The organism is Pseudomonas lalkuanensis (assembly GCF_008807375.1).
Lineage (GTDB): Bacteria > Pseudomonadota > Gammaproteobacteria > Pseudomonadales > Pseudomonadaceae > Metapseudomonas > Metapseudomonas lalkuanensis.
Window position 1 is genome coordinate 3,488,090 of record NZ_CP043311.1, and the last position, 25,903, is coordinate 3,513,992.

General features: G+C 66.2%; 21 protein-coding genes. 9 read left to right on the top strand and 12 right to left on the bottom strand.

Annotated elements, in window-relative coordinates:
* Positions 1-189 precede the first annotated feature (189 nt).
* Positions 190-1,272, bottom strand: a complete 1,083-nt coding sequence (locus tag FXN65_RS16255; protein ID WP_151134242.1) for a tartrate dehydrogenase — start codon at positions 1,270-1,272, stop codon at positions 190-192.
* A gap of 109 nt (positions 1,273-1,381) precedes the next feature.
* On the opposite strand from FXN65_RS16255, the gene FXN65_RS16260 reads away from it, so the two are divergent.
* On the top strand, positions 1,382-2,290 hold the full coding sequence (locus FXN65_RS16260; RefSeq protein ID WP_151134245.1) for a LysR substrate-binding domain-containing protein: 909 nt from the start codon (positions 1,382-1,384) through the stop codon (positions 2,288-2,290).
* Between the two features lie 213 nt (positions 2,291-2,503).
* The gene (locus FXN65_RS16265; protein WP_151134248.1) at positions 2,504-2,848 is read left to right on the top strand and encodes a hypothetical protein; all 345 of its coding nucleotides are present in this window, start codon (positions 2,504-2,506) and stop codon (positions 2,846-2,848) included.
* A 45-nt stretch (positions 2,849-2,893) separates the two neighbouring features.
* Here FXN65_RS16265 and FXN65_RS16270 read toward each other — a convergent pair whose 3' ends face one another.
* From FXN65_RS16270 to paaN, 8 genes are all read right to left on the bottom strand, one after another.
* Positions 2,894-4,444, bottom strand: coding sequence for an amino acid permease (locus FXN65_RS16270; RefSeq protein WP_151134251.1), 1,551 nt, complete (start codon positions 4,442-4,444; stop codon positions 2,894-2,896).
* 155 nt (positions 4,445-4,599) lie between these two features.
* On the bottom strand, positions 4,600-5,973 hold the full coding sequence (locus FXN65_RS16275) for a glutamine synthetase family protein (protein WP_151134253.1): 1,374 nt from the start codon (positions 5,971-5,973) through the stop codon (positions 4,600-4,602).
* A gap of 309 nt (positions 5,974-6,282) precedes the next feature.
* Positions 6,283-7,773, bottom strand: a complete 1,491-nt coding sequence (locus tag FXN65_RS16280) for an aldehyde dehydrogenase family protein (RefSeq protein ID WP_151134255.1) — start codon at positions 7,771-7,773, stop codon at positions 6,283-6,285.
* Positions 7,774-7,820: 47 nt separating this feature from the next.
* Positions 7,821-8,213 (bottom strand): c-type cytochrome, encoded by a 393-nt coding sequence (locus tag FXN65_RS16285; RefSeq protein ID WP_151134258.1) that lies wholly within the window; start codon positions 8,211-8,213, stop codon positions 7,821-7,823.
* Between the two features lie 328 nt (positions 8,214-8,541).
* Positions 8,542-9,462: a transcriptional regulator FeaR gene (gene feaR / locus FXN65_RS16290; RefSeq protein WP_151134261.1), complete on the bottom strand. Its 921-nt coding sequence runs from the start codon at positions 9,460-9,462 to the stop codon at positions 8,542-8,544.
* Between the two features lie 95 nt (positions 9,463-9,557).
* Positions 9,558-10,481 carry a phenylacetic acid degradation operon negative regulatory protein PaaX gene (paaX, locus tag FXN65_RS16295; protein WP_151134264.1) on the bottom strand — a complete coding sequence of 308 codons (924 nt, stop codon included), beginning with the start codon at positions 10,479-10,481 and terminating at the stop codon, positions 9,558-9,560.
* Between the two features lie 91 nt (positions 10,482-10,572).
* Positions 10,573-11,172 carry a phenylacetic acid degradation protein PaaY gene (gene paaY, locus FXN65_RS16300; protein WP_151134267.1) on the bottom strand — a complete coding sequence of 200 codons (600 nt, stop codon included), beginning with the start codon at positions 11,170-11,172 and terminating at the stop codon, positions 10,573-10,575.
* 22 nt (positions 11,173-11,194) lie between these two features.
* Positions 11,195-12,880, bottom strand: a complete 1,686-nt coding sequence (gene paaN, locus FXN65_RS16305; protein WP_151134269.1) for a phenylacetic acid degradation protein PaaN — start codon at positions 12,878-12,880, stop codon at positions 11,195-11,197.
* A 409-nt stretch (positions 12,881-13,289) separates the two neighbouring features.
* Here paaN and paaF point away from each other — a divergent pair, with 409 nt between their 5' ends.
* From paaF to FXN65_RS16340, 7 genes are all read left to right on the top strand, one after another.
* Positions 13,290-14,063 (top strand): 2,3-dehydroadipyl-CoA hydratase PaaF, encoded by a 774-nt coding sequence (paaF, locus tag FXN65_RS16310; protein ID WP_151134272.1) that lies wholly within the window; start codon positions 13,290-13,292, stop codon positions 14,061-14,063.
* A gap of 44 nt (positions 14,064-14,107) precedes the next feature.
* Entirely contained in the window at positions 14,108-14,899 is a 792-nt protein-coding gene (gene paaG / locus FXN65_RS16315; RefSeq protein WP_151134275.1) for a 2-(1,2-epoxy-1,2-dihydrophenyl)acetyl-CoA isomerase PaaG, read from the top strand.
* Between the two features lie 4 nt (positions 14,900-14,903).
* A complete protein-coding gene (gene paaH, locus FXN65_RS16320; RefSeq protein WP_151134277.1) occupies positions 14,904-16,421 on the top strand; it encodes a 3-hydroxyacyl-CoA dehydrogenase PaaH in 1,518 nt (505 codons plus the stop codon).
* On the top strand, positions 16,414-16,863 hold the full coding sequence (gene paaI / locus FXN65_RS16325) for a hydroxyphenylacetyl-CoA thioesterase PaaI (RefSeq protein WP_151134279.1): 450 nt from the start codon (positions 16,414-16,416) through the stop codon (positions 16,861-16,863). Before paaH ends, paaI begins: the two co-directional genes overlap by 8 nt.
* A complete protein-coding gene (gene pcaF, locus FXN65_RS16330) occupies positions 16,856-18,061 on the top strand; it encodes a 3-oxoadipyl-CoA thiolase (protein WP_151134283.1) in 1,206 nt (401 codons plus the stop codon). The genes paaI and pcaF overlap by 8 nt, the downstream gene beginning before the upstream one ends.
* Before the next feature lie 98 nt (positions 18,062-18,159).
* Entirely contained in the window at positions 18,160-19,470 is a 1,311-nt protein-coding gene (gene paaK, locus FXN65_RS16335) for a phenylacetate--CoA ligase PaaK (protein ID WP_151134285.1), read from the top strand.
* 269 nt (positions 19,471-19,739) lie between these two features.
* Positions 19,740-20,093 (top strand): DUF1428 domain-containing protein, encoded by a 354-nt coding sequence (locus tag FXN65_RS16340; RefSeq protein WP_151134289.1) that lies wholly within the window; start codon positions 19,740-19,742, stop codon positions 20,091-20,093.
* Between the two features lie 145 nt (positions 20,094-20,238).
* On the opposite strand, the gene tssA is transcribed toward FXN65_RS16340, so the two are convergent.
* The 3 genes from tssA to FXN65_RS16355 are packed head-to-tail and all read right to left on the bottom strand — an operon-like array spanning position 20,239 to position 25,900.
* Entirely contained in the window at positions 20,239-21,315 is a 1,077-nt protein-coding gene (gene tssA, locus FXN65_RS16345; RefSeq protein WP_151134291.1) for a type VI secretion system protein TssA, read from the bottom strand.
* Positions 21,312-25,133 carry a type VI secretion system protein gene (locus FXN65_RS16350; RefSeq protein WP_151134294.1) on the bottom strand — a complete coding sequence of 1,274 codons (3,822 nt, stop codon included), beginning with the start codon at positions 25,131-25,133 and terminating at the stop codon, positions 21,312-21,314. The genes tssA and FXN65_RS16350 overlap by 4 nt, the downstream gene beginning before the upstream one ends.
* A complete protein-coding gene (locus FXN65_RS16355; protein ID WP_151134296.1) occupies positions 25,130-25,900 on the bottom strand; it encodes a DotU family type IV/VI secretion system protein in 771 nt (256 codons plus the stop codon). Before FXN65_RS16355 ends, FXN65_RS16350 begins: the two co-directional genes overlap by 4 nt.
* Between the last annotated feature and the right edge of the window lie 3 nt (positions 25,901-25,903).

The window sequence follows — 25,903 nt, forward strand, 5'->3', positions numbered from 1 at the left end:
CCGGCGCCCCATCAGGCAGGGGGCCACCGGACTACGCTATTTGTTAATCATTGGTTTACGTTAATCCATTGGTTAACAGCTTGTCCGAAAATATCCCTTTAAGCAACTCCTGTCGGACAGTTTGCACGCCGCTTGTCACCTGCGGAAAAGCACCGGCCGCCTGGTTTTCACGGGGCGGCCGGATGAGTCTTACAGTGCGTCAGCGACGGCCTTGCCCACTTCCTGGGTCGAGGCCTTGCCGCCCAGGTCCGGCGTCACCGGGCCTTCGGCGATCACTTGCTCGATGGCACGCAGGATGCCGTCGTGGGCGGCCTTGTAGCGCTCGTCGCCGTTGCCGAGGAAATCCAGCATCAACGCGCCGGACCAGATCATGGCGATGGGGTTGGCGATGTTGCGGCCGTAGATGTCCGGGGCCGAACCGTGCACCGGCTCGAACAGCGACGGGAAGTTGCGCTCCGGGTTGAGGTTGGCCGACGGCGCGATACCGATGGTGCCGGCACAGGCCGGGCCCAGGTCGGAGAGAATGTCGCCGAACAGGTTGGAGGCCACCACCACGTCGAAGCGATCCGGCTGCAGTACGAAGCGTGCGCAGAGGATGTCGATGTGCTGCTTGTCCCACTTGATCTCAGGGTACTTCTCGGCCATCGCGGCCACCCGCTCGTCCCAGTAGGGCATGCTCACCGCCATGCCGTTGGATTTGGTGGCGGCGGTCAGCTGCTTGCGCTCGCGGGTCTGGGCCAGGTCGAAGGCGTACTTGAGGATGCGATCGACACCACGACGGGTGAACACCGACTCCTGCAGCACGAACTCATGCTCGGTGCCTTCGAACATGCGCCCACCCAGGGAGGAGTACTCGCCTTCGGTGTTCTCGCGGATCACCACGAAATCGATATCGCCGGGCTCACGACCGGCCAGCGGGCACGGCACGCCGGGGAATAGGCGCACCGGGCGGATGTTCACGTACTGGTCGAAATCGCGGCGGAACTTCAGCAGCGAGCCCCAGAGGGAAATGTGGTCGGGCACCTTGTCCGGCCAGCCCACGGCGCCAAAGTAGAGGGCGTCGAAGCCCTTCAGGCGCTCGAACCAGTCGTCCGGCATCATCTTGCCATGCTGCAGGTAGTAGTCGCAGCTGGCCCACTCGATGGTCTCGAAGGAAAGGTCCAGGCCCCACTTGCGGGCCGCCGCTTCGACGACCCGCAGGCCCTCGGGGAGAACTTCGTTGCCGATGCCGTCGCCGGGGATGGCGGCGATCTTGAATGTCTTCTTGTTCATCTGGTCGTGCCCTTGCTGAAGGCGCCCTGTTCAGGCGGGGTGACGACCATGCTATAAGGACGCGCTACAAAGATAATCCAGCACATCATTGATAGATAAGACACGAATCGTGAATAGTCTGCCAAACCTGGAAGACCTCCGCGTCTTCGTCCTCGTCGCCCGCCGCTCCAGCTTCGCCGCCGTCGCCAGCGAGATGGGCACCTCCCCTGCCTTCGTCAGCAAACGCATCCGCCTGCTGGAGGAAAGCCTCGGCGTACGCCTGCTGCACCGCACCACCCGGCGTGTGGCCGTGAGTGAGGACGGCGAGCGGGTGTACCGCTGGGCGCAGACCATCTTCGAGGCGGTGGAACGGATGACCGATGAAGTCTCCGAGCTGCACCAGGAACCGCGCGGGCAGCTGCGTATCGTCAGCAGCTTCGGCCTGGGCCGGCGCCTGGTGGCCCCCGCGCTGTCGGCGCTGTCGGAACGTTATCCGGTGCTGGATATCCGCCTGGACCTGTTCGACCGGCTGGTGGACCTGATCGAGGAAGGCTTCGACCTGGACATCCGCATCGGCGACAACATCGCCCCCAACCTGATCGCCAAGCCGCTGGCCGAAAACAGCCGCATTCTCTGCGCCGCCCCCTCCTACCTGGCGCGCCACGGCGAACCCGGCAGCCTGGCGGAGCTGGCCGGGCACGACTGCCTGGTGATCAAGGAGCGCGACCACCCCTTCGGCGTCTGGCGTCTGCACGGACCGGCCGGAGAGGAAAACGTGAAGGTCACCGGCCCCTTGTCGGCCAACAACGGCGAGATCGTCCACCAGTGGGCCGTGGACGGACGCGGCATCGCCCTGCGCTCCTGGTGGGACGTGGGCGAAAGCCTGGAGAACGGACGCCTGGTACAGGTGCTGCCCGAGTATCGGCAGCCGGCGAACATCTGGGCGGTGTACGCCGCGCCTCTGGATACCTCGGCCAAGATCCGCGTGACGGTGGAATTCTTCCGCCAGTATTTCCGCGATCACCGGGGCCGTTCGTAACGCGGATCACGCTTCACCGATCCACCTTCCGCAGCCCGAGCCGCCGCCGGTGACGGACTAGACCGGCACAGGTCGGAATGACAACTCACGCTGTCATTCGAACCGCAGTCGAAATGACATCACACGCCGCATGTTGTTGATCCGGAAAGATTTCACTTCTGGCACGGAATGTGACGAGGACCCTTTGCCATACAACAGTCGAAGGGAACCATCATGACAGTCCCCAGCTTCACCCTGTGCCTTGTCCTGCTCGCTTCATCTCCCGCCTTCGCTGCGGAAGTCCTCTCCGACGTTCCTGACACCACCGCCGGCAAGGCTGGCGGCGGCATGACCGGACTGATGGTCGGTGCCATCGGCGGCCCGGCCGGCGCCATCGCCGGTGCTGCGGTGGGTTACTTCGGTGGCGGGGCGGTCCAGCAGGCCACCGGCCTCGCCGAATCCGCCTACATGGTGAGGATGGATGACGGCTCGGTGCAGCGCTTCCGCTCCCCGGGCAAGCACTTCAAGCCTGGTGATCAGGTCGTGGTGCACGGCATCCGCATCGAAGCCGCGAACTGAAGGCGCAGCGCCCCTCTCCCGCCAGGACGGGGGCGCCGGCGCAGGTCACTGGTTCAACGCCTCTTCCGCCGCAGCGATATCCGCCTGGCGCTTGGCGATCATGTCGCCGATCGGCGGCCCCTGGAAGCGCCGTGCCTCGAAGGCGAACCAGACGATCCCGGTGAGGATCAGGAAGCCGATGGTGATGTACAGCGCCCAGTCGTTGGGCGGCTGGATGCCGATGATGAAGATCAGCGCCATCGAGATGATCGACAGGATCGCCACCAGCGAGAACAGGCCGCGCCCGAGATTCCACGGGCCCATGCGCGGCCACTTGGCCGTGCCGAAGGTGAACAGCCCGAGCACGATCGGGATGACGAAGGAGAAGAACAGGAAGATCACGGTGCACGACACCACGATGGTGTAGACCGGCGTCTCGCCGATGGACACCAGCGACGAACCCCAGACGAACAGCACCGCGAGGGCGGCGCCGGTCCAGATAGCCGCCACCGGGGTGCGGTGGGCCGGCGAAACGCTGGCCAGCGCCCGGGACGCTGGCAGCCCGCCGTCACGGGCGAAGGCGAAGATCATCCGCGATACCGAGGTCACGGTGGCCAGGCCGCAGAGAATCTGCGAAATGAAGATGGCCAGGTAGAGCAGTTCCTTCACCGTCGAATTCACCTGGGTGTCCATGGCCCAGAAGAACACGTTCCAGCCCTGGGCCGCCGCCTCTTCCATGCTTGGCAGCATCAGCACGAAGGCGCTCAACATCAGCCAGCCGAACAGCAGCGACCAGACCACCGACATCACCATGCCGCGCGGCACCGAATGGGCCGCCTGCACGGTTTCTTCCGAGGTGTGGGCCGAAGCGTCGTAGCCGGTGATGGTGTAGATCGGCAGTAGCAGGCCGAGGAGGAAGATCCAGCTGTTGGACACTTCCGGCCAGACGTTGCCACCGGCCGCGCCGGAGAAGTTGCCGAAGGTCCACAGCCGGGAGAACTCGTAACCTGGCGCGGCCGCCAGGCAGACGATGGTCAGGGCGATGGCCGTGGCGAAGATCAGGTAGCCGGAAAAGTCCGTGAGCTTCGCCGTGAGCCCGATGCCGAAGTGGTTACAGAGCGCCTGCCCGCCGGTGAGGATGGCGAGGAAGATGATGCGCGTGGTGATGGTGTCTTCCATCCCCAGCATTGGCCCGAAGGAACCGAAGAAGAAGTAATAGGTGCCGACGTTGATCGCCCCCAGCACGGTCACCAGGCCCAGCAGGTTGAACCAGGCGGTGAGCCAGCCGGTGAAGCGGTTGCCGAGAATCGACCCCCAGTGGTACAGCCCACCGGCCGTGGGATAGGCCGAGGCGATCTGCGCCATGGCCACGGCGAACACACCGGAAATCATGCAGCCCAGGGGCCAGCCGATGCCGATGGCTGCGCCACCGGCGCCGGAGGTGCCCTGGGCCAGCGAGTTGATGCCGCCGGACAGGATGCAGATGATGGAGAAGGAAATGGCGAAGTTGGAGAAGCCGCCCATGCGTCGCGACAGCTCCTGGGCATAGCCCATGCTGTGCAACAGCTTGACGTCATCGTCCTGATGCGTGGAGCCGTGTTGGCCTTCAGGATTCATCTTGGGTGCCCTTTGTTGGGAATGGATTGCTCCATGCGGCGGTTCGGGCACCTTCCCCGCCGACTCTCAGACAGCCTGTCGTACTGCTCCCATCCCCGTTGCAAACCGGTCAGCGAACGTGCCCGAACCCGCCGCTGGCCGGACCACCAAAGCCTTCAGTAACGCTCGAAGCCGCGCTGCAGCTCCCAGTCGGTGATACGCCGGTCGTACTCCTTCTGCTCCCACTCGGCGGTGTGCACGTAGTGGTCGACCACCTCGTCACCAAACGCCTTGCGCAGCATGGCCGAGCCCTTGAGGGCGGCCGTGGCCTCGCGCAGGGTCTTGTCGACTTCCGGCAGCTGGTCGTTCATGTAGGCATCGCCCTCGAAGGGGGCTGCCAGTTCGAGTTGTTCGTCGATGCCCGCCAGCCCCGCGGCGATCAGCGCGGCGAAGGCGAGATAGGGGTTGAGGTCGGCGCCGCCGATGCGGCACTCGATGCGCACCGACTTGCTGCCCTCGGCGCAGAGGCGGAAGCCGGCGGTGCGGTTGTCACGACTCCAGACCGCTCGGGTCGGGGCGAAGGTACCGGCCTGGAAGCGCTTGTAGGAGTTGATGTAGGGCGCGAGGAAATAGGTGACTTCGCTGGCGTACTTGAGCTGCCCGGCCACCCAGCCACGCATCAGCTTCGACATGCCGAACTCGTCCTTGGGATCGTAGAACATCGGCTTCTTGCCTTTCTTGTCCCAGAGCGAGCTGTGGATGTGGCAACTGGAGCCGGCCAGGTCATAGCGCCACTTGGACATGAAAGTGATCGACTTGCCCTGCTGGTAGGCGATCTCCTTGCAGGCGTGCTTGATGATGGCGTGGCGGTCGGCCATGGTCAGGGCGTCGGCGTAGCGGACGTTGATCTCTTCCTGCCCCGGCCCCCACTCCCCTTTCGAGTTCTCCACCGGCACCCCGCAGGCCTGCAGGTGCTTGCGGATCGCCCGCAATACCGGTTCCTCGCGGGTGGTCTGGAGGATGCTGTAGTCCTCGATGTAATGCGATGCCGTCTTCGGATGGCTGTAGTTGCGCCTGTGGATGGCGTCGTAGCTCTCGTCGAACAGATAGAACTCCAGCTCCGAGGCGAACATGCCCGTATAGCCACGCTCGGCAAGCCTGGCCACCTGCTTGCGGAGAATGGCGCGCGGACTGTGGGGCAGGTCTTCGCGGTGGTGATGGTCGAGTACATCGCAGAGCACCAGCGCCGTGCAGTCCAGCCAGGGCACCCGGCGCAGGGTGCTCATGTCGGGCTTCAGCACGAAGTCGCCGTAGCCCTTGCTCCAGCTCGCCGCTGCGTAGCCCGGCACCGGCTCCATGTCGATGTCGTCAGCCAGCAGGTAGTTGCAGCAGTGCGTCTCCTCGAAGGCGCTGTCGACAAAGAATTCAGCCTGGAAGCGTTTGCCAACCAATCGTCCCTGCATGTCCACCATGCAGGCCAGCACCGTGTCGATCTCGCCGCTGGCAACGGCTTGCTTGAGTTCGTCGAAGCTGAGGAGAGGTTCGCTCATGAGGCGGTCCTTTGGACGGGGGCTGCCGAAAGCTTAGTTCAGGAATGGAAAGTGCAAGGCTTACCCGCACCAGGACGGTGCAAACGGCGTAGATCGGGGAATTTGCGGGGTTTTACCGATCCGTGAGCCCACTTCGTTGTGGGAGCGAACTCATTCGCGAATGCAGCCCACAGGGCTGCCAATCGAATTTGTTGGGGACGACTGCGTCGTCCTTCGCGAATGAATTCGCTCCTACGGGGAACCTCATCCCACACCCTCAAAAAAAAACCGGCAGGCGTGAAGGCGCCTGCCGGAAATCGAGGGTTCGAATCAGTGGGAGATGCAGACCGACTTCAGCTCGGTGTACGCCTCGATCACCGCACGGCCGAACTCGCGGCCCATGCCCGACTGCTTCACGCCGCCGAAGGGCATGTTCGGGTCCAGCAGCACGTGGGCATTGACCCACACGGTGCCGGCTTCGATGCGCGGCACCAGGTTCATCGCCTTGGACAGGTCGTTGGTCCACAGACTGGCCGCCAGACCGTACACGCTGTCGTTGGCCAGCTCGATCATGGCGTCCTCGTCGGTGAAGGGGATCACCGACAGCACCGGGCCGAAGACTTCCTCGCGCGACACGGTCATCTCGTGGTTCACGTCGGCCAGCACGGTGGGCTGGACGAAGAAGCCGTCGCCTTCCAGGCGCTCGCCACCGGCCACCACGCGGGCACCCTCCTGGCGGGCCAGGTCGATGTGCTTGAGCACGTTCAACTGCTGCTTGCGCGACACCAGCGGGTTGATCGCCGCGTCCTGGTCCATGCCCGGACCGATGGAGAGGCCCTTCACCGCCGCCGCCAGGCCCTCGACGAAGGCCTCGTAGATGGACTGGTGCACGTAGAAGCGCGAGGCTGCGGCGCACACCTGGCCGTTGTTCAGCAGGCCGCCGAGCAGTGCGCCCTGCACCGCCTTCTCCACGTCGGCGTCGGCCAGCAGGATCATCGGGTTCTTGCCGCCCAGCTCCAGGGCGAAGCGGGTCATGTTCTCCATGCAGGCCACGCCGACGCTCTTGCCCACGGCGGTGGAGCCGGTGAAGGACACCTTGCTGATCAGCGGGTGCGACGCCAGGGCATTGCCCACGGTGCTGCCGCCGCCGGTGACGACGTTGAACACGCCAGCCGGGATGCCCGCCTCGAAGGCCAGTTCGGCCAGGCGCAGGGCGGTCAGCGGGGTTTCGCTGGCAGGCTTGATGACCACGGTGCAGCCGGTGGCGAGCGCCGGCATGGCCTTCCAGGTGGTGATCATCAGCGGGAAGTTCCACGGCACGATGCCGGCCACCACGCCCACCGGCTCACGCCGGGCGAAGGCGGTGAAGCGCGAGCCCGGCGGGATCGGGATCGACACGTCCAGGGTCTGGCCTTCGATCTTGGTCGCCCAGCCGGCCATGTAGCGCATGAACTCGACGGTGGCACCGACGTCCAGCATGCGCGACATGTTGATCGACTTGCCCTGGCTCAGGGTTTCCAGCTGGGCCAGCTCTTCGGCGTGCTCTTCCACCAGGGCGGCGAAACGCAGCAGGATGCGCTCGCGGTCGGCTGGACGCAGGCCGGACCATACGCGGGACTTGAACGCCTTGTGGGCGGACTTCACGGCGCGATCCAGGTATTCCAGCGGCACGTCGGGCACGTGGGAGATGGCTTCGCCGGTGGCCGGGTTCAGTACCGGGGTGGTCGGACCTTCCGGCAGCACCCACTGACCGTCGATGAAGCAACCGTGGCGGCGCTCCAGGAATGCCGCCACCTGCGGCAGGATTTCAACCTTGCTCATGCTCGATCCTCATTATCCGTGGGCCGGGCGCCTGCCCGGCGCCATCACTATTTCTGTGCGCCCAGGAAGCAGCCGACCGCGCGACGGCCGTCGGCATCAGCCATCCCGGCATAGGGCATGTAGGTACCGGCGACGAAGGACTGGGGCTGGGCGATGAACTGCTCCAGGCTGTCCAGCTGCCATTCCACCGCCTTGGCTTTCATCGCCTGCGAGTAGCTGAAACCGGCCAGGCTGCCGGATTTGCGGCCATACAGGCCGTGCAGATTGGGGCCCATCATGGCCGGGCCGCCCTGCTTGGCCGAATGGCACACCGAGCAGTCGCTGCCGAACAACGCCTCGCCTTTCTGCACCTGTTCCGGCGCGCAATCCGCAGCCAGCGCAGACTGGGCCGCCAGCAGTACCAGGAGGCCGGACAGCGGCCCCATCTTGCGTTTGTGCATCAACTCACCACCTCGATCGTCCACAAGCCCGCCCCGTGCGGCAGCAACGGCACGCGCGGAAGCAGGGCCGATGTCCGGATTCTCGGTGTTGGCGGCAATCGAGGTTTTTTTGTCTGTGCCAGACGTGTTGGCAGGGCTGCCAGGAGTGGGGCTGCAAGCTGTAGGGGCGAATTCATTCGCCAAGCAGGACGGCTGTGAAGGCTCGGATCTGTAGGAGCGAATTCATTCGCGAAAACAGGACGCCGTCCTGCCCAGGGTTCGGATCGGGGCGACTATGTCGCCCTTCGCGAGTGAATTCGCTCCGACGAAGAAGGGTACGCCGCCAGGATCAGGCCTGGCTGTACTGCTTGCGGTACTCGCTGGGCGACACGCCGAAGCGTGCCTTGAAGGCGGTGGAGAAGTAGCTGGAATCGGTGAAACCCCAGGCGTAGCCGAGGGCCGAGAGCTTCTGCTCGCCGGTGGAGTGACGCAGGCTTTCGGCGCAGAAGTCCAGGCGGCGGTTCTTGATGTACTGCGCCACCACCAGGCCCTTCTTGGCGAACATGCGGTACAGGCCACGCACCGAAACCCCCACCTCGCGGGCGATGGCTTCCGGGCTGAGCTCCTCGGCGCAGATGTTCTCGTCGATGAAGCGCAGGGTCTTGCGGAACAGGCGCTCGTGGGCGTCCTGCTCCACTTCGGCGGCGCACAGGGCCGGGCGCAGCAGGCTCACCATCGCTTCCAGGGTCGCTTCGCTCTCGGGCAGGCTGAGGCTGTTCTGCTGTGTGGATGCGATGATCAGGCGGTTGGCCATCACCGCCACCGGCGAGCTGGCCGGAATGCGCTGGGCGCAACGTACACCCGAGAAGCGCAGGCCCTGTTCCACGATGTGGCGCGGCACGATCAGCGAGAGCTGGCGGGAGTTCTCGTGGTAGACGAAGTCACTGGGCAGGGTGGAATCGATCAGGGTGATGTCGCCGGGCGCCAGCTCGATGCTGTTGCCGGCCTGCTGCATGCCGGCGCGACCGGCCAGCTGGAAGGCAAGGTAGAAGTGCTTGCCTTCGCTCTGCGCCACTTCCTTCGGGGTGCGGTACAGACGTGCCTGGGCCACGTCGACGAAGCTCAGCTTGATGGCGCCGGCCTTGTGCTCGCGAATGGCCCCGGAAAATTCCGAGCCCAGCAACTTGGCACCGAAGCGCCCGCAGACCTGGTTGATACCTTGCAGCCACTCGTCGAAGCGGTCTGCCCTCACTGATAGTGCTGTCATCATGGCTTTCTCAGCCTCACGCTAGGCGTTGTTCTTGTCATTATCCGGCCAGGCCGGGTTCACCTCGTCCGTGACTACCCCCCTCGCGGGCGGCTGCTTTACCTCAATCCACCGAATCGCTGATAGAAATTCTCTCCGGCGTCGGGCAACGGACCATCCGCGGTTTCCAGTGCCGCGTTCAGCCATTCCTCCGCCTTGGCGAAGATGAGTCGGTAGATGTTGCGGCACAGCTGGCGCGCCGCGCGGCCCTCCCAATCGCCCGGAAGCAGTTCGTCAGGCAATTGCGGGTCACGCAGCAGCAACTTGCGGTATTCGTGAATCAGCAAGGTTCGAGCCAGGAAGCAGTCGGCCGGCTGCAGGTTCTCCTGCTCGCGCAGGGCCTGCCAGAGCGGGCGGAACAGCTGGATGAACTCGCTGTAGTGCGTGCCCAGCTCGTCGATGTTCCAGCTCTCGCGAACCTGCATGCGCAGGGCCTTGGAGGCCAGCACGTCCTGGGAACGGGTCTCGAACACGATGCTGTCTTCCAGCGCATCCAGCTCCTGCAGGGTGGCGGTCAGATCCACCCGGTCGCAACGAGGATTGGCCAGCACGGTGGGCGAAATCGCACCAAAACCTTGCCACTCCAGCTCCTCACGCACCTGTTTGCGCTTGTCCTGGGGCAGCTGCGAAAGCACCACCAGGGACCAGGCGCCGTCCCAGGCCGGGACATTGGAGCTGTACACCCGCTTGAACGCCTTCTCGAATCGCCGCCGTCCGGTGCCGGTCAGGCTGTAGTAACTGCGTCGGCCGACCTTTTCGGCACTCAGCCAGCCTTCCTTGGTCAAGCGGAAGATGGAGGTGCGGATCAGCCGCTCATTGATGCCCATGGGCTCCAGCAACTGGATCAGGCTACCCAGCCAGACAGTACCGCCATGGGGTTCGATGGCATCGCCGTAGAGGGTGATGATCAGCGAACTGGCACGAATGGGCGTCTGCTGCTGGAAGCGGGTGACGAGTTGGTCCAGGGGCACGAGCGAAGTCATGGGCATACGGGAAACGGAAAAGATGCCGAATATACCCGCAGGCTCATCGGCATGACCATCGGGGAGCGTCCCCGTTGTGCGAAGACCGCACTCATTGCGACGAACTGCCTTTCGGACGCAGCCCACGGTCGGCGATGCGCGGGCGGTCGGCTTCCACCTCGGCCAGGGGCTCGCAGGCCACCATATCCTGCAGGCAGCGCTGGGCCAGCAGCTGGTATTCGCGGGTTCCGGCCTGCTTCCAGGACACTTCCTCGTCGCTGAGGCTGCGCTTGACCTGGGCCGGCGCCCCCATCACCAGGGATTGCGCTTCGCAGCTGAAACCGGCCTTGACGAAGGCGGTGGCGGAAACGAAGGAGCGTGCACCGATCTGCGCGCCGTCCATCACCACCGCGTTCATCCCCACCAGCGCGTCCTCGCCGATGCGGCAGCCGTGCAGCACCGCGCCGTGACCGATATGACCATTGCGCCCGACCATCGTGTCGCTGTCGGGAAAGCCATGCATCACACAGGTGTCCTGGATGTTGGCGCCCTCCTCCAGCACGATCCGGCCGAAGTCGCCGCGCAGGCTGGCCAGGGGACCGACGTAACAGCCCGGTCCGATGATCACGTCACCGATCAGCACCGCGCTGGGATGCACATAGGCGGTGGGATGCACCACGGGGGTCAGGCCGTCGAGGCTGTAGCAGGTCATCGCAAGACTCCTTCCCAAAGGCTCAGGCCGCGCCGTGGCGGCGGCTCTGCACGGTGACGAAGCGGCGGGAAACGAAGGCACCATCGGTAATGGACGCGTTCGCCGCCGGGTTGCCGCCGCTGGCGTGAAAGTCACTGAAGGCCGCGGACTGGTTGACGAACACGCCGCCGTCGAAATTGACCGACAGGGCCACGGCAACGTCCTGGGACAGCCCTTCGGCACGGTCCAGCACCGCCTCATCAGTGGAATACACGCCCAGGGTCAGGGCGCCCTTCTCGGCGATCACCTCACCGGCCAGGCGCAGGCTGTGCGCGGTGTCGTCGGTGGCGATGACGAAGGCGATAGGGCCGAAGCGCTCCTCGGAATAGGCCTCGCGGTCGGCGGCGTCCACCTTCAGCAGCAGCGGCGTATGGATGCGCGCACCGGGGAACTGCGGATGCTCGCGAGCCTCGCTGTCCAGCAGCACTTCGCCCAGTTGGCGGCAATCCTGGATGCGTAGCGCGGTGGCCTCGGACTGGATGGCGCCAATCACCGCACAGGCACGTTCATTGTCGGCGAGGAAGCTCTTCACGGCACCGGCGAGGGTCTGGGCGACCTCGTCGAAGCTCAGCGACTCGTCGCCGTTGCGGATACCGCCGCGCGGTACATAGATGGCCTGGGTGGTGGTGCACATCTGGCCGGAATAGAGACTCAGGGAGAAGGCCAGGTTGCGGGCAACGGCCTTGATGTCGCGCACGCTGTCGATGATCACGCTGTTGATGCCGGCCTTCTCGGTGAACACCTGGGCCTGGCGGGCGTTGTCTTCCAGCCAGTTGCCAAAAGCGCTGGAGCCGGTGAAGTCCACCAGTTTGACGCGCGGGTCGAGGGCCAGGCGCTGGCTGACGGGCGCTTCCGGTGTATCCACCACCAGGCTGACCAGAGCCGGGTCGAAGCCCAGTTCAGCCAGCACGTCCTGGGCGACCTTGACGCTCATGGCCACCGGCAGGATGGAGCCGGGGTGCGCCTTGACCAGCACCGGGTTGCCGGTGGCCAGGCTGGCGAACAGGCCGGGATAGGTGTTCCAGGTGGGGAAGGTCGAGCAGGCGATCACCAGCGACAGGCCACGCGGGACGATGTGCCAGCGCTTGTCCAGCACCAGCGGGTCCTGCTTGCCCTGGGGCTTGGTCCAGCGCGCCGCTTCCGGCACCTCGGCCATGGCGCGCCAGGCGTAGGCCAGCACCTCCAGACCACGGTCCTGCGCATGGGGACCACCAGCCTGGAAGGCCATCATGTAGGCCTGGCCGCTGGTGTGCATCACGGCGTGGGCCAGTGTCGGGCTGAGGGCATTCAGCCGCTGGAGGATTTCCAGGCACGCCCCCACCCGCGCCTTCGGGCCGGCATCACGCCAGGCCGGCAGAGCCGCCTGCTGGCGCGAAAGCAGCGCGTCGGCGTCGTATTGGTCGTAGCTCACATTCAGGTCGAAGCCGTAGGGCGAACGCTCGGCGCCGGCACGGCCGACCGATTCCGGCCCAACCAGCGCGAAGTGCTGGCCGAGCAACGCCTCGAAGGCAGCCTGGGCACCCTTCACTGCTTCTTCCGGGTACTGCTTGAGGCTTTCCGGGAAGGGCGACCAGTAGCCGCGCTCGCTGATGGCCTGGACGGCGCGCTCGAGGGTACCGCGATGGTGCTCGAACAGCTCGAGGGCGGCGGCGCGGGCGGTAGTCGACATGGAACAACTCCTCAACAAGGCAGATGAAGCCACAAGGTGGCGCAAAGCGATTCGCTTGATGCAGAATTTTGTATCACATCATTCTGCAACATAAAAGCTTAACTGCCTGTATCAGATGACGACCGGTCATCGGCACGCATCATGCGCCCTCAAACAACCGGAAAGCCCATCAAATACGGCCACTCACAACCCACAACGGCACCTGGCAATCCGTCCTTTGGTAGTAAAGACAACAGATATGAGACACATAAATCATATCTAACATTCTTGTTTTGTATCGCTTTGTGGTTATACTCCGGCCAAAGTCGCCCCGCCCTCAGCGCGGCAGACACAGGAAGGGACCCCACCCGAACCCACTAATAAGAGCGGCTCGCCAAAGGGCCGCGCGTGCACCTGAGGAAGAGTCGACATGCCTCGTACCCTTGCTGTCCTGCCGCCCGAGCAGGGTGTCCGCCTGATCACCCTGCAGCGCCCGGAAGCGCTCAACGCGCTCAATACCGAGCTGTTGGGTGAGCTGGCCGCCGAGCTGGATGCCGCCGAGCTGGACGCCGAGACCCGCGTCGTGGTCATCACCGGCAGCCGCAAGGCCTTTGCCGCCGGAGCCGATATCAAGGAAATGGCCGAGCGCGACCTGGTGGGCATCCTCAATGACCCGCGCCTGGCCCACTGGCAGCGCATCACCCGCTTCAGCAAGCCGCTGATTGCCGCCATCAATGGCTTCTGCCTGGGCGGCGGCTGCGAACTGGCCATGCACGCGGACATCCTCGTCGCCGGCGAAGACGCCCGCTTCGGCCAACCGGAAATCAACCTCGGAATCATGCCCGGCGCCGGCGGCACCCAGCGCCTGCTGCGCGCGGTCGGCAAATCACTTGCCATGCAGATGGTGCTCACCGGCGAAGCCATCGATGCCCGCCACGCCCAGCGCGCGGGCCTGGTCAGCGAAGTGACCCAGCCCGAACTCACCGTCGAGCGCGCCATCGCCATCGGCCGCGTCATCGCCCAGAAGGCGCCGCTGGCGGTGCGTCTGGCCAAGGAAGCGCTGCTGAAGGCCGAAGACACCGATCTGGCCAGCGGCCTGCGCTTCGAGCGCCACGCTTTCACCCTGCTGGCCGGCACCCGCGACCGCGAGGAAGGCATCCGCGCCTTCCAGGAAAAACGCCGCCCCGAATTCACCGGCCAGTAAGCACTGACCGTCCGCCCCTTCGAACTCCATAGAGCGCCAAAGCCATGAACTTCGAGCACATCCTGTTTTCCATCGAGGCTGGCGTTGCCACCCTCAGTCTCAACCGCCCGGAACAGCTGAACAGCTTCAACGCCAAAATGCATGGCGAAGTCCGCGAAGCCCTCAAGCAGGTGCGCCAGAACCCCGAGGTCCGCGTTCTCCTGCTGACTGGCGAAGGCCGTGGTTTCTGCGCCGGCCAGGATCTTGGCGACCGCAACGTGGCCCCCGGAGCTGCCGCGCCGGACCTGGGCGAGTCCATCGAGAAGTTCTACAACCCGCTGATCCGTGCCCTGCGCGACCTGCCGTTGCCGGTGATCTGCGCGGTCAATGGCGTGGCCGCAGGCGCGGGCGCCAACATCCCTCTGGCCTGCGACCTGGTGCTGGCCGGCCGTTCCGCCAGCTTCATCCAGGCCTTCTGCAAGATCGGCCTGATCCCGGATTCCGGCGGTACCTGGACCCTCCCCCGCCTGGTCGGCATGGCCCGCGCCAAGGCCCTGACCCTGTTGGGCGACCGCCTGACCGCCGAGCAGGCTGAGCAGTGGGGCCTGATCTACCGCGTGGTGGACGATGCAGCCCTGCGCGAGGAAGCCCTGAAGCTCGCCCGCCACCTGGCCACCCAGCCGACCTACGGCCTGGCCCTGATCAAGCGCAGCCTCAATGCCAGCCTGAGCAACAGCTTCGACGAGCAGCTGGATCTCGAACGCGACCTGCAACGCCTTGCCGGCCGTAGCGAGGACTACCGCGAAGGCGTCAGCGCCTTCATGGCAAAGCGCACCCCGGTCTTCAAAGGACGCTGAGCCCATGCCTGCCCTCAACGCTTCCGCCACTGTCGCCGTGATCGGCGCCGGCGCCATGGGTGCCGGTATCGCCCAGGTCGCCGCCCAGGCCGGCCATCCGGTCAAGCTCTATGACAACCGCCCCGGCGCGTCCGCCCAGGCCATCGACGGCATCGACCGCCAGCTCGGCCGCCTGGTGGAGAAGAACAAACTCACCGCCGAGGCCCGCGCAGCCATCGTCGCCCGGCTGCAACCGGTGGAGGCCATCGAGGCCCTGGCCGATGCAAGCCTGGTGATCGAGGCCATCGTCGAGAACCTGGAGGTCAAGCGCGGCCTGCTGCGCCAGCTCGAAGACCTGTGCAGCGCCGACTGCATCCTGGCCAGCAACACCTCTTCACTGTCCATCACCAGCCTGGCTGCTGGCCTCAAGCATCCGGGCCGGGTGATCGGCATGCACTTCTTCAATCCGGCGCCGCTGATGGCCCTGGTGGAAATCGTCTCGGGCCTGGCCAGCGACCGCGCCCTTGCCGAAGGCCTGTACGAAACCGCCAAGGCCTGGGGCAAACAGCCGGTACACACAAAGTCCACTCCGGGCTTCATCGTCAACCGCGTGGCACGCCCCTTCTACGCCGAAAGCCTGCGCCTGCTGCAGGAAGGTGCCGCCGGCTGCGCCACCCTCGACGCGCTGATGCGTGACGCGGGCGGCTTCCGCATGGGTGCCTTCGAACTGACGGACCTGATCGGACACGACGTCAACTACGCCGTCACCTGCTCGGTGTTCGATGCCTACTACGGCGACTTCCGCTTCCAGCCCTCGCTGATCCAGAAGGAGCTGGTGGACGCCGGCCGCCTGGGCCGCAAGAGCGGTCACGGCTTCTACAGCTATGCCGAAGGCGCCGAGCGCCCGCAACCGGTCGAACTGTCCAGCGACGCCAGCGTGGAATCCTGCGTGGTGGAAGGCAGCCTGGGCGTCGCCGAACCCCTGGTACAGCGCCTGGCGGACGCCGGCGTGAAGGTGGTTCGCCGTGACGGCAGCGGCGTGCTGAGAGTCGGCGACGCCGTGATCGCCCTGTCCGACGGCCGCCTGGCGAGCCAGCGCTCCCGCGAGGACGGCATGGCCAACCTGGTGCTGATCGACCTCGCGCTGGATTACACCAAGGCCATCCGCCTTGGCATCGCCTGCGCCGCCAGCACCTGCGAAGCCGCCCGTGACCAGGCCGTGGCGCTGCTGCAACGCGCCGGCCTCAAGGTCAGCCCACTCAGCGATATCCCCGGCCTCGCCGTGCTGCGCACCGTGGCCATGCTGGCCAACGAAGGTGCCGATGCCGTGCTGCAAGGCGTGGGCTCGGCCGGCGACATCGACCTCGCCATGCGCGCCGGCGTGAACTATCCGCAAGGCCCGCTGGCCTGGGCCGACGCCATCGGCCTGCCGGTAGTGCTGCGGACCCTGGAAAACCTTCAGGCCGCTTACGGCGAAGAGCGCTACCGACCTTCCCTGCTGCTGCGTCGCCAGGTGGCCGAAGGGAGGAATTTCCGTGACTAACCACGAAGCCCTCTCCCTCGCGGAAGCCTGCGCCAGCGAGCTGTTCGAGCGCGACAACGCCAGCCAGACCATGGGCATGCGCCTGCTCTCCGTGGCACCGGGCCAGGCCCGCGTCGGCATGAGCGTGCGCGAAGACATGGTCCAGGGCCACGGCACTTGCCACGGCGGCTACCTGTTCGCCCTGGCCGACTCGGCCTTCGCCTTCGCCTGCAACACCTACAACGAGGCCACCGTCGCCATCGGCTGCAGCATCGACTACGTGGCCCCGGCACGCCTGGGCGACACCCTCACGGCCCAGGCCATCGAGCAGAGCCGCAGTGGCCGCACCGGCAACTACGACGTGCGCATCGAAAACCAGAACGGGCAATTGATCGCCCTCTTCCACGGCAAGTCCTACAAAGTGCGCGGCTCGGTACTCGCGCAGGAGACCCCTGATGAATGACGCCCTGATTATCGACGCCGTACGTACGCCCATCGGCCGCTACGCCGGCGCCCTGTCCGCGGTGCGCGCCGACGACCTCGGCGCCGTGCCCATGCGCGCCCTGATGCAGCGCCACCCTGAACTGGACTGGAGCGCCATCGACGATGTGATCTACGGCTGCGCCAACCAGGCCGGCGAAGACAACCGCAACGTCGCGCGCATGTCCGCCCTGCTCGCCGGCCTGCCGGTGAGCGTGCCGGGCACCACCCTGAACCGCCTCTGCGGTTCCGGCCTGGATGCCATCGGCAATGCCGCCCGCGCCCTGCGCTGCGGCGAAGCCGGCCTGATGATCGCCGGTGGCGTGGAATCCATGTCCCGCGCGCCCTTCGTGATGGGCAAGGCGGAAAGCGCCTTCTCCCGCCAGGCGGAAATCTTCGATACCACCATCGGCTGGCGCTTCGTCAACCCGCTGCTGAAGGCGCAGTTCGGCATCGACTCCATGCCGGAAACCGCCGAGAACGTGGCCGAGCAGTTCAACATCTCCCGCGAGGACCAGGACGCCTTCGCCCTGCGCAGCCAGCAGCGCGCCGCCGCCGCCCAGGCCAATGGCCGGCTGGCGAAGGAAATCGTCCCGGTGGAGATTCCCCAGCGCAAAGGCCCGGCGAAAATCGTCGAGCAGGATGAGCACCCGCGCGGCGATACCACCCTGGAACAGCTGGCCAGGCTGGGCACGCCGTTCCGCCAGGACGGCAGCGTCACCGCCGGCAACGCCTCGGGCGTGAACGACGGCGCCTGCGCCCTGCTGCTGGCCAGCAGCGCCGCCGCCAAGCTCCATGGCCTCAAGGCCCGCGCCCGCGTGGTCGGCATGGCCACCGCCGGTGTCGAGCCGCGCATCATGGGCATCGGCCCGGTACCGGCGACCCGCAAGGTACTGGAACTGACCGGCCTGTCGCTGGCTGACATGGACGTCATCGAACTCAACGAAGCCTTCGCCGCCCAGGGCCTCGCCGTTCTGCGCGAACTGGGTCTCGCCGACAACGATCCGCGGGTGAACCCCAACGGCGGCGCCATCGCCCTCGGCCACCCGCTGGGCATGAGCGGTGCGCGCCTGGTGACCACCGCCCTGCACGAACTGGAAGAACGCCAGGGCCGCTACGCCCTCTGCACCATGTGCATCGGCGTGGGTCAGGGCATCGCCCTGATCATTGAAAGGCTCTGAAACGCAAGAACCACCATCTGAAAAACGGGTGAGGAGTATCCTCTTCCTCAGCACTCAGAAGCCTACGGCTTCGCGCACAAAAATAATTCGAGTGAACCATGAACATGATTGCCAACACCGCCTTGCTTGACCCGATGGAAACCGCCAGCGTCGACCAACTGCGCCAGCACCAGCTGGAACGCCTGCGCTGGAGCCTCAGGCACGCCTACGAGAACGTCCCGCTGTACCGCCAGCGCTTTGATGAAAAAGGCGTGCACCCGGATGACCTGAAGTCCCTGGAAGACCTGGCCAAGTTCCCCTTCACCGGCAAGAACGACCTGCGCGACAACTACCCCTACGGCATGTTCGCCGTGCCGCAGAGCGAGATCGTGCGCATCCACGCCTCCAGCGGCACCACCGGCAAGCCCACCGTGGTCGGCTACACCCAGAACGACATCGACACCTGGGCCAACGTGGTCGCACGCTCGATCCGGGCCGCTGGCGGCCGCAAGGGTGACAAGGTGCACATCTCCTACGGCTACGGCCTGTTCACCGGCGGCCTGGGCGCCCACTACGGCGCCGAGCGCCTGGGCTGCACCGTGATCCCGATGTCCGGCGGCCAGACCGAGAAGCAGGTCCAGCTGATCCGCGACTTCCAGCCGGACATCATCATGGTCACACCGTCCTACATGCTGAACCTGGCGGACGAGATCGAGCGCCAGGGCATCGACCCGCACAAGCTGGCCCTGCGCCTCGGCATCTTCGGCGCCGAGCCCTGGACCGCCGAGCTGCGCCGCGCCATCGAGGAGCGCCTGGGCATCACCGCCCTCGACATCTACGGCCTGTCGGAGATCATGGGCCCCGGGGTCGCCATGGAATGCGCGGAAACCAAAGACGGTCCGACCATCTGGGAAGACCACTTCTACCCGGAGATCATCGACCCGGTGACCGGTGAAGTGCTGCCGGACGGCCAGATGGGTGAGCTGGTGTTCACCTCGCTGTCGAAAGAAGCGCTGCCGATGATCCGCTACCGCACCCGCGACCTGACCCGCCTGCTGCCGGGCACCGCCCGCCCGATGCGCCGGATGGACAAGATCACCGGCCGCAGCGACGACATGCTGATCATCCGTGGCGTCAACGTGTTCCCGACCCAGATCGAGGAGCAGGTGCTGAAGGTCAAGCAGCTCTCCGAGAACTACGAGATCCACCTGTTCCGCAATGGCAACCTGGACAGCATCGAAGTCCACGTCGAACTCAAGCACGAGCACGACGGTCTGGGCGAAGCGCAGCAACAGGCGCTGTGCAACGAGCTGGGCAAGTACATCAAGACCTACATCGGCATCAGCTCGCGCATCGTCCTGCGCCCCAGCTACTCGCTGAAGCGTTCCGAGGGCAAGGCCTGCCACGTGTACGACAACCGCGGCAAGTAAACACCAGCGCCGAAGAAGGAAGCCCCGCATTCGCGGGGCTTTTTCGTTTCACGAGTCGGGTGATCGATGTCGGTGAGTTGCACGAGCGGAATCATGGCCAGCCCCAACAAGCGTGGCAATGAAGGGATACTCGACCGCCGGTCGGGCGGGCACGTTCGCTGCCCTGATGCTGTCGAAACTGATCCAGCCTGGACGACTGTAGAACGGACACCCGCGCCGTATCGGCCGGTTCGAACAACCCGGAATGGAACCCACAGTGGAGATCGACCATGACTTACGTAGATGGCTTCGTAGTACCCGTCCCCACCGCCAGCCGCGAGGCCTACCGCAAGGTGGCCGAGATGGCCGCCGGCGTCTTCAAGGAATGTGGCGCGCTCAGCGTCGTGGAGTGCTGGGGCGACGATGTGCCCGAAGGCAAGGTGACGTCTTTCCCGATGTCGGTGAAGCTGAAGGAAGGTGAAACCGTGGTCTTCTCCTGGATCACCTGGCCATCCAGGCAGGCCCGGGATGCAGGCATGAAGAAAGCGATGGAGGACCCGCGCATGCAGCCCAACCCGGAAACCATGCCCTTCGATGGGCAGCGCATGATCTTCGGCGGGTTCGAGGTGCTGGTGACAGCCTGATCTTGCTGTTGGCCGGGGGACAGCTGCGCTGCCCTTTCGCGAATGAATTGGCTCCCACAAGGAAACACCGAGCCCCGGCATGAACCCTGTCGGGGCAATTTCAATCGCCAAGCGGACCGGAGGTGCGCCCTACCGCCCCACCGCCCTACTTCAACACCCCCAGCAGCTTCCACAATCGCCGGGCTTCGGCATCGGCGGTGATCAGCTCTTCCAGCAACTCGCCAAGGGGCTGGTTGCCCCACTCCACGGCGCGGCGGATCACGTAGGGCACCGGGCTATGGGGTTCGGTGCGGGCCAGGTAGTCGGCAATCAGCGCCAGTTGGCGGTAGGCATCCTCGCGGTTGGCGGGAATGCCGGAAAAGGCTGGCGGCGCCTCCACCTCGGCTGCAGCGGGCTCGGCCGCCACCTCGGGAGCCGGCGCCACGGCGGGCGGCGTCTGGGACTGCATGGGGATGAACTCCTGCATGAGCGAGCGGATGGCGTTAAGGATCTGCTGCAAGGTGGCGAAGCTGGGGGCGAGGTCGCCGAGCCAGCCGTCGCACCAGGCATCCAGGCGCTTCAGCTCGGCCAGCGCCGTTTCCGCGCCCTGGCGAACCCGAACGAAACTGGCCGTGGGCAGTTGCCTGAGGATTTCGTCCAGCTTGCGCTGTTCCAGCCGGGCCGCCTCGGCGGCGACCTTGTCTGCCTTGCTGTCGCTGGCCTGCACCTGGCGCTGCTGGAGTTGCTGCCAGCCATGCAGGGTCAGGTGGGCGAGGTCGGCATGTTCGGCATCGAACAGCGCACAGCGGGTCAGGACGATCTCTCCATAGCGCCGGACCATCCACTCCAGCGGCGCCACGCGCCAGGAACGGTCGCCCTCTTCCGGCTGCGGATGCAGTTCGTCCGGGTAGCGTTCGCACAGCCCCGCCAGCAGCGCCAGCGCCGGCGCCAGGCCATCGAGGCCACTGCGCAACAGCCAGGCTTCACCGAGCCAGGCGGCAATCATCAGATCCTTGCTGCGCTCGCACAGCAGTTCTTCGGCCAGGCGCTCCACGGCGGCCCAATCTCCGCGCTTGAGCTCCGCCTGCCAGACGCCAGCGGGCAGGCTGGCGTCGTCCTCGCGGCGCAACTCGCGCAGGCGGTCCCAGGCCGGGTCGTAGCGCAGGCTGGGACCACAGGGCTCGGCGCCGGGAATGGGCTCCAGCAAGTCGCTGGCCGGTCCTTCGGTTATCGGCAAGGTCATGGCGTCATCTCGGTGCTCACCAGAGAACTGGCGTGGATACTGGAAAACGGCGAGCGCGGGGCCTTGACCGGCAGCGGCTGGATCGACAGCGGCAGCTTGCCGCCCTGGGTCATCAGCGACAGACGCATGAACATCAGGGCCGGCTCGCTGTTGCCCGGCGCGCCGCGCAGCGGCACCTGCAGGGTCAACGGAAAGTCGGTGTAGTCCATGCTCGGCTGGCGCTGCAGCACCACATGGGAGCGCATCAGGCGCAGCAATGCCCAGGGGCCGCGATATTCCCAGCCCGCCTCAAGGTCGGCCACCGCCATGCTGGGCTGCAGGGGGTCGATGCTCGGCCGCTGGCTGCCATCCTTGGCCCAACGCAGCAACAGCTGCATCGGGTCGCCGACGTTCCAGTGCAGGCGCTGCGCTTCGCCGGGGAAGCCGATCTGGCGCTCACCGGCATGCAGCCCCCAGGCGATCACCTGGTCGGCGCCGCGCTCGGCGTCACGGTCGGTGCGCCAGCGCACATCCAGCTCGACGCCCAGCGAACCGGATGGGTCGCGCAGGAACAGCGGCCCGAGCCAGGTGCGCGCCTGTTTCAGGCGCGCGAGGAAGTCTTCCGCCGCCGGACGATCGCCGGGGTTGCCCCATTTCAACCCCTCTTCGGCCTGGGCCAGACGGCTGTCGATCAGCTCCACCAGATGCTGCACCCGCGCCGGGTCGGCATCGTCGGCCTTGAGGCTGTAGGCGAAGGGGAAGCGGTCCGCCAGGTACTGGTTGAAGTAGTCGGCCAGATCGTTCCAGGCCAGCGCCGCGCGTTGCTGCTGGAGCTGGCTGCAGCGCTGCGATGCCTGGTCCCTTAGTACGCGGGTGCGCTGTGCCAGGTCGCCCACTCCCTGGGACACGGCGGCGGTGGTCAGCACCTGGGAGCAGGAATCGCGATCCATCTCGACGAAATCCCGGCTCACCAGTTGCTCGAACAGCGCCGGTGAGCTGGTGGGGTTCTGTGCCTTGTACTTGACCAGCTCTTCGTTGATGGCCGCCAGGCGATTGACCCGTTCCTGCTCGGCCATGCCCAGGCCGCGCTGTTCCTGCAGCCAGGCCAGGGCCGGGGCGGCGTTGTCGCTGGCGACCTGCATGGCGGCGAACTGCTGGGCGAGGCTGCCCTTCAGGTCCGGCACATCGGTAGCGCGGAACAGGCGCAAGCCAAGATCGCGGCTGCCGTCCCACTGGGTGATGTCGTAGCGCTGGGTAAAGATCGGCATGGCGTCGATGCCCGCCAGGGCATTGCCCACATCCTGCAACGCCTGGCGGTTGAGCAGGCCCTGCAAGGCACCGGCGAGATCATTGCGCCCAAGAAGCTGCAGGGCTCGCAGCACCTGCCCGGCCTGGTCGGCCGTCACCTCGAAAGCCCGGGCACCCGCGCCGGTACGGGGTTCGGCGGAACCGGCCAGGCTGGCCCAGATGGCCCGCGCCCCGGCTTCCCCGGCGGCCTTGAGCATGCCATCGCGGTAGTCCGGCGGGATCTGCGCCAGCTCCTGGGTCACGAAGGCACGGTAGCTGTCGATATAGCCAAGGGACTTGGCCAGGGCGCCGGCGTCCACGTTGCGCAAGGTGCGTGCATCGGGCTCTGCGGTGTCCTGGCGCAGGGCCGTCACCACGAAGTCGCGCTTGAGCAGACCCTTGATCGCCCGGCTCAGGGCACTGACATGGTCCTGCAGCGCCAGCGTGCCGCCCGGCTGGCGCTGCAGCAGGTTCGAGCGGCTGCCGACGGACGCGATCCACTGCCCGTGGAAATCCCGGCGCAAGCGGCTGGCCTCGCTGTTCAGGTTCTGCTCCACCGTCGCCCCCAGCAGGCTGCTCTGCCGCACGGTTTCCAGCAGTTGGCGATAGCCGCTTACCAGCTCTTCGCCATTGCTGTGGCTCCAGGAGGAATTGGTCAGCGCCAGCAGGCTTTCCAGGTCATCCACCTGGGCATTGATTTCTTCCAGCTCGGCGAGGGAGTTGCCTTGCCCCGCCTGCAGGATGTCCAGGTGCAGCTTGAGGTAGCCCGCCGGGCGGACAAAGTTGTCTGCGAGGAAATACTGGGTCAGCCAGAGCTTCATCAGCCCTTGGAAGTGCTCGGTCAGCACTTGCCGCCGCGATTGCAGGTCGAGGGGTTGCAGTCCGGGGGCGGCCAGATCGACCAGGACCCGGTCGTAATAGGCCCGTCGCCGTAGCGTGGACGTGTTCAGCTCCATGCCAAGAGCGCCATTGGCCAATTGCGCCAGGGGTTCCAGCGCACCCTTGTCGCCCTTCAGGGCCTCGCTGAACCAGCGGTTCTGCTGCTCCAGGCTGGCGGCGCCATAGGCCAGGTTGTGTGCCTTGACGTAGTTGGGCCACTCCTCCGGCACCTCGCCCACGACTTCAGTGCGCCGGTCGGCGGGCCGGATCGCCAGGAGCCGGTCCAGCTCCACCTGCTGCATGCGCGCCAGGGGCTGCATGGCCTCGCTGCGTGCCATGGCGCGCAGCACCTCGTCCATCTCGTCGTTGAGGGAAGAGAACCAGGAGGTGGGAAAGGCCAGCGAAGCGAAATGCCAGCGCGGCGCATCCCGCAACAGATTCCAGAAGCCCTGGACATTGCGCCGCGCCTGTTCCTGGCTGCGTGCCGGATCCTTCAGCTCCACGTGGGCGCTCTGCGCCACCTGCAGCACCCGGGTCAACTCGCGGGCGTCACGCTGGCCGTCATGCCAGGCCCAGAGCATGCCCAGCAGCCAGAAGGCGCCGATGACCGCTGCCGTCCCCGCGACAACTTGCTGCCAGCGCAGCCGCAGGCGCAGGATGCGCGGCACCGCCTGGGCCAATCCCTGCTCGGCGAGAAAGCGCTGACTCCATAAACCGGCGGAGAACACGCCCCGTGTGCGCGGCTGCTCGCCGGTGGGAATGTCCCACGGATCGGCGGCGTCCCCGAGCACCTGCGCGGAGCTGAAAAACAGACCTCGCAGCCGGGGTGCCTCGCCCTGGGCGTTGCCCTGGAACACCGCTTCGAGCAGGACGCGCAGGTTGCCCCGCAGGCCATCCACCTGCCCCGGCAGGCGGTAGAGGTCTTCCCCCAGCTCGCCCCGGAGTGCACCGACTTCCAGGATCGCCGCCTGGAGCGCCTGAACCACCTCGTCCAGGGCATCGTCCAGCCAGTAGCCTTGCCAGCCCGCTTCCAGGGCATAGGGCGACGACCAGCCCAGTGCCCGCTCGCGGCCCTCTTCCGGCAGCGCAGCCACCAGCTCCTGGAACCCCGGCAGCTCTTCCAGCCCGGTGACCAGCACGTGCACCGGCAGGCTCAGCCCGAGCCGCTGCAGCAGCTCGCCGAAGCGACGGCGCAGGGCAATGGCATCGGTCGCCAGCTGCGCATCGTCCAGCAGGCGCGCCACGGGTATGGTCCAGATCACCCCATCCAGGGGCCGCTGACCGCGCAGGCGCAGCAGCATGCCCAGCAGCCGGCGCCAGGCGAAGGCTGGCACGCTGCCGCCTTCCTCCGGCAGGAACAGGCCCTGGGGCACCACCAGCAGCGAGCCATCCGGATCGGCCCACCAACGCCCGAACCAGGCCGCCCGCCCCACCGGAGACAATTGCCAGTCGACACAGAGCTGGCTGCCTTCACGCGGGTCACCGACCAGCAGCAGCCAGGGCGTCTGGTACCGATCCTGGGTGCCCTGGTCGTGCTCCATCTTGCGTACGGCGTTGTAGAAGCTGCGGATGGCCGCGCCGGACTGGGTACGCAACCACCACCAGAGCGCTGCCAGGGCGACCAGGGCCAGGACGATCGCGAGGACGATCAGGGCGATGGCGAAGCCGCTCATTCCGGCTGCTCCCCGTCATCCTGGGTGGCCGCCAGGTGAAGCACCGGTTCCAGTTCGGAGCGGATATCGCTCCACAGCCAGTGTCCCAGGGCACTCAGCAACAGCGCGAAGCCGAGAATCGTCAGCCCCAGGCGCAAGCCATCCGGCAGTGCCCTGCGCAGGGGCATGCGCAGCGGCGCCGCCCGGGTTGGACGCGCGAGGCTCTGCAAGGCGCCAGCGGCGTCGGGTTCACGCTGCCAGGCAAAGGTGAACAGCGCCTGCCGCCAGCGCTCGTGCATGGCCTGCCCTCGCTCACCCCGCAGTTGGCCGTGGAAGCCGAGCACCAGGCATTGCAGGTAGACGTTGGCCAGGTCGCGAGTGGCCGGAGCGCGCTCCTTGAGCAGGCCACGAATGGCCGCGGGCACCCGCTCGCCGGCATTGCGCGAACCATACAACCGCGCTTCCAGCGGGCGTTCCTGCCAGGCCAGCTGACCGGCCCAGTTGCCGAATACCAGGGTCTCGTCCAGCAGGGCGACGAAGGCGTAGACCATCGCCTTGACCTGGCCCGCCGCGGAGTCGCCAACACTGGCGAAGGCGCTGCGCCATAGGCGGCGGACGATACGCGTCGCCGTCTCGGCGGTGCGGTCCACCAACTGGCCGTCGTTGTCGTCGGCGTCTTCCAGGCCATCCCAGGCGTCACGCCACTCCAGCCAGGCCTGGCGGAAAGCGAGGCTCAGGGGTGCCTCACCGAACTCCGGTGGATACAGGGCCGCACTCCGTTCCGGCATCTA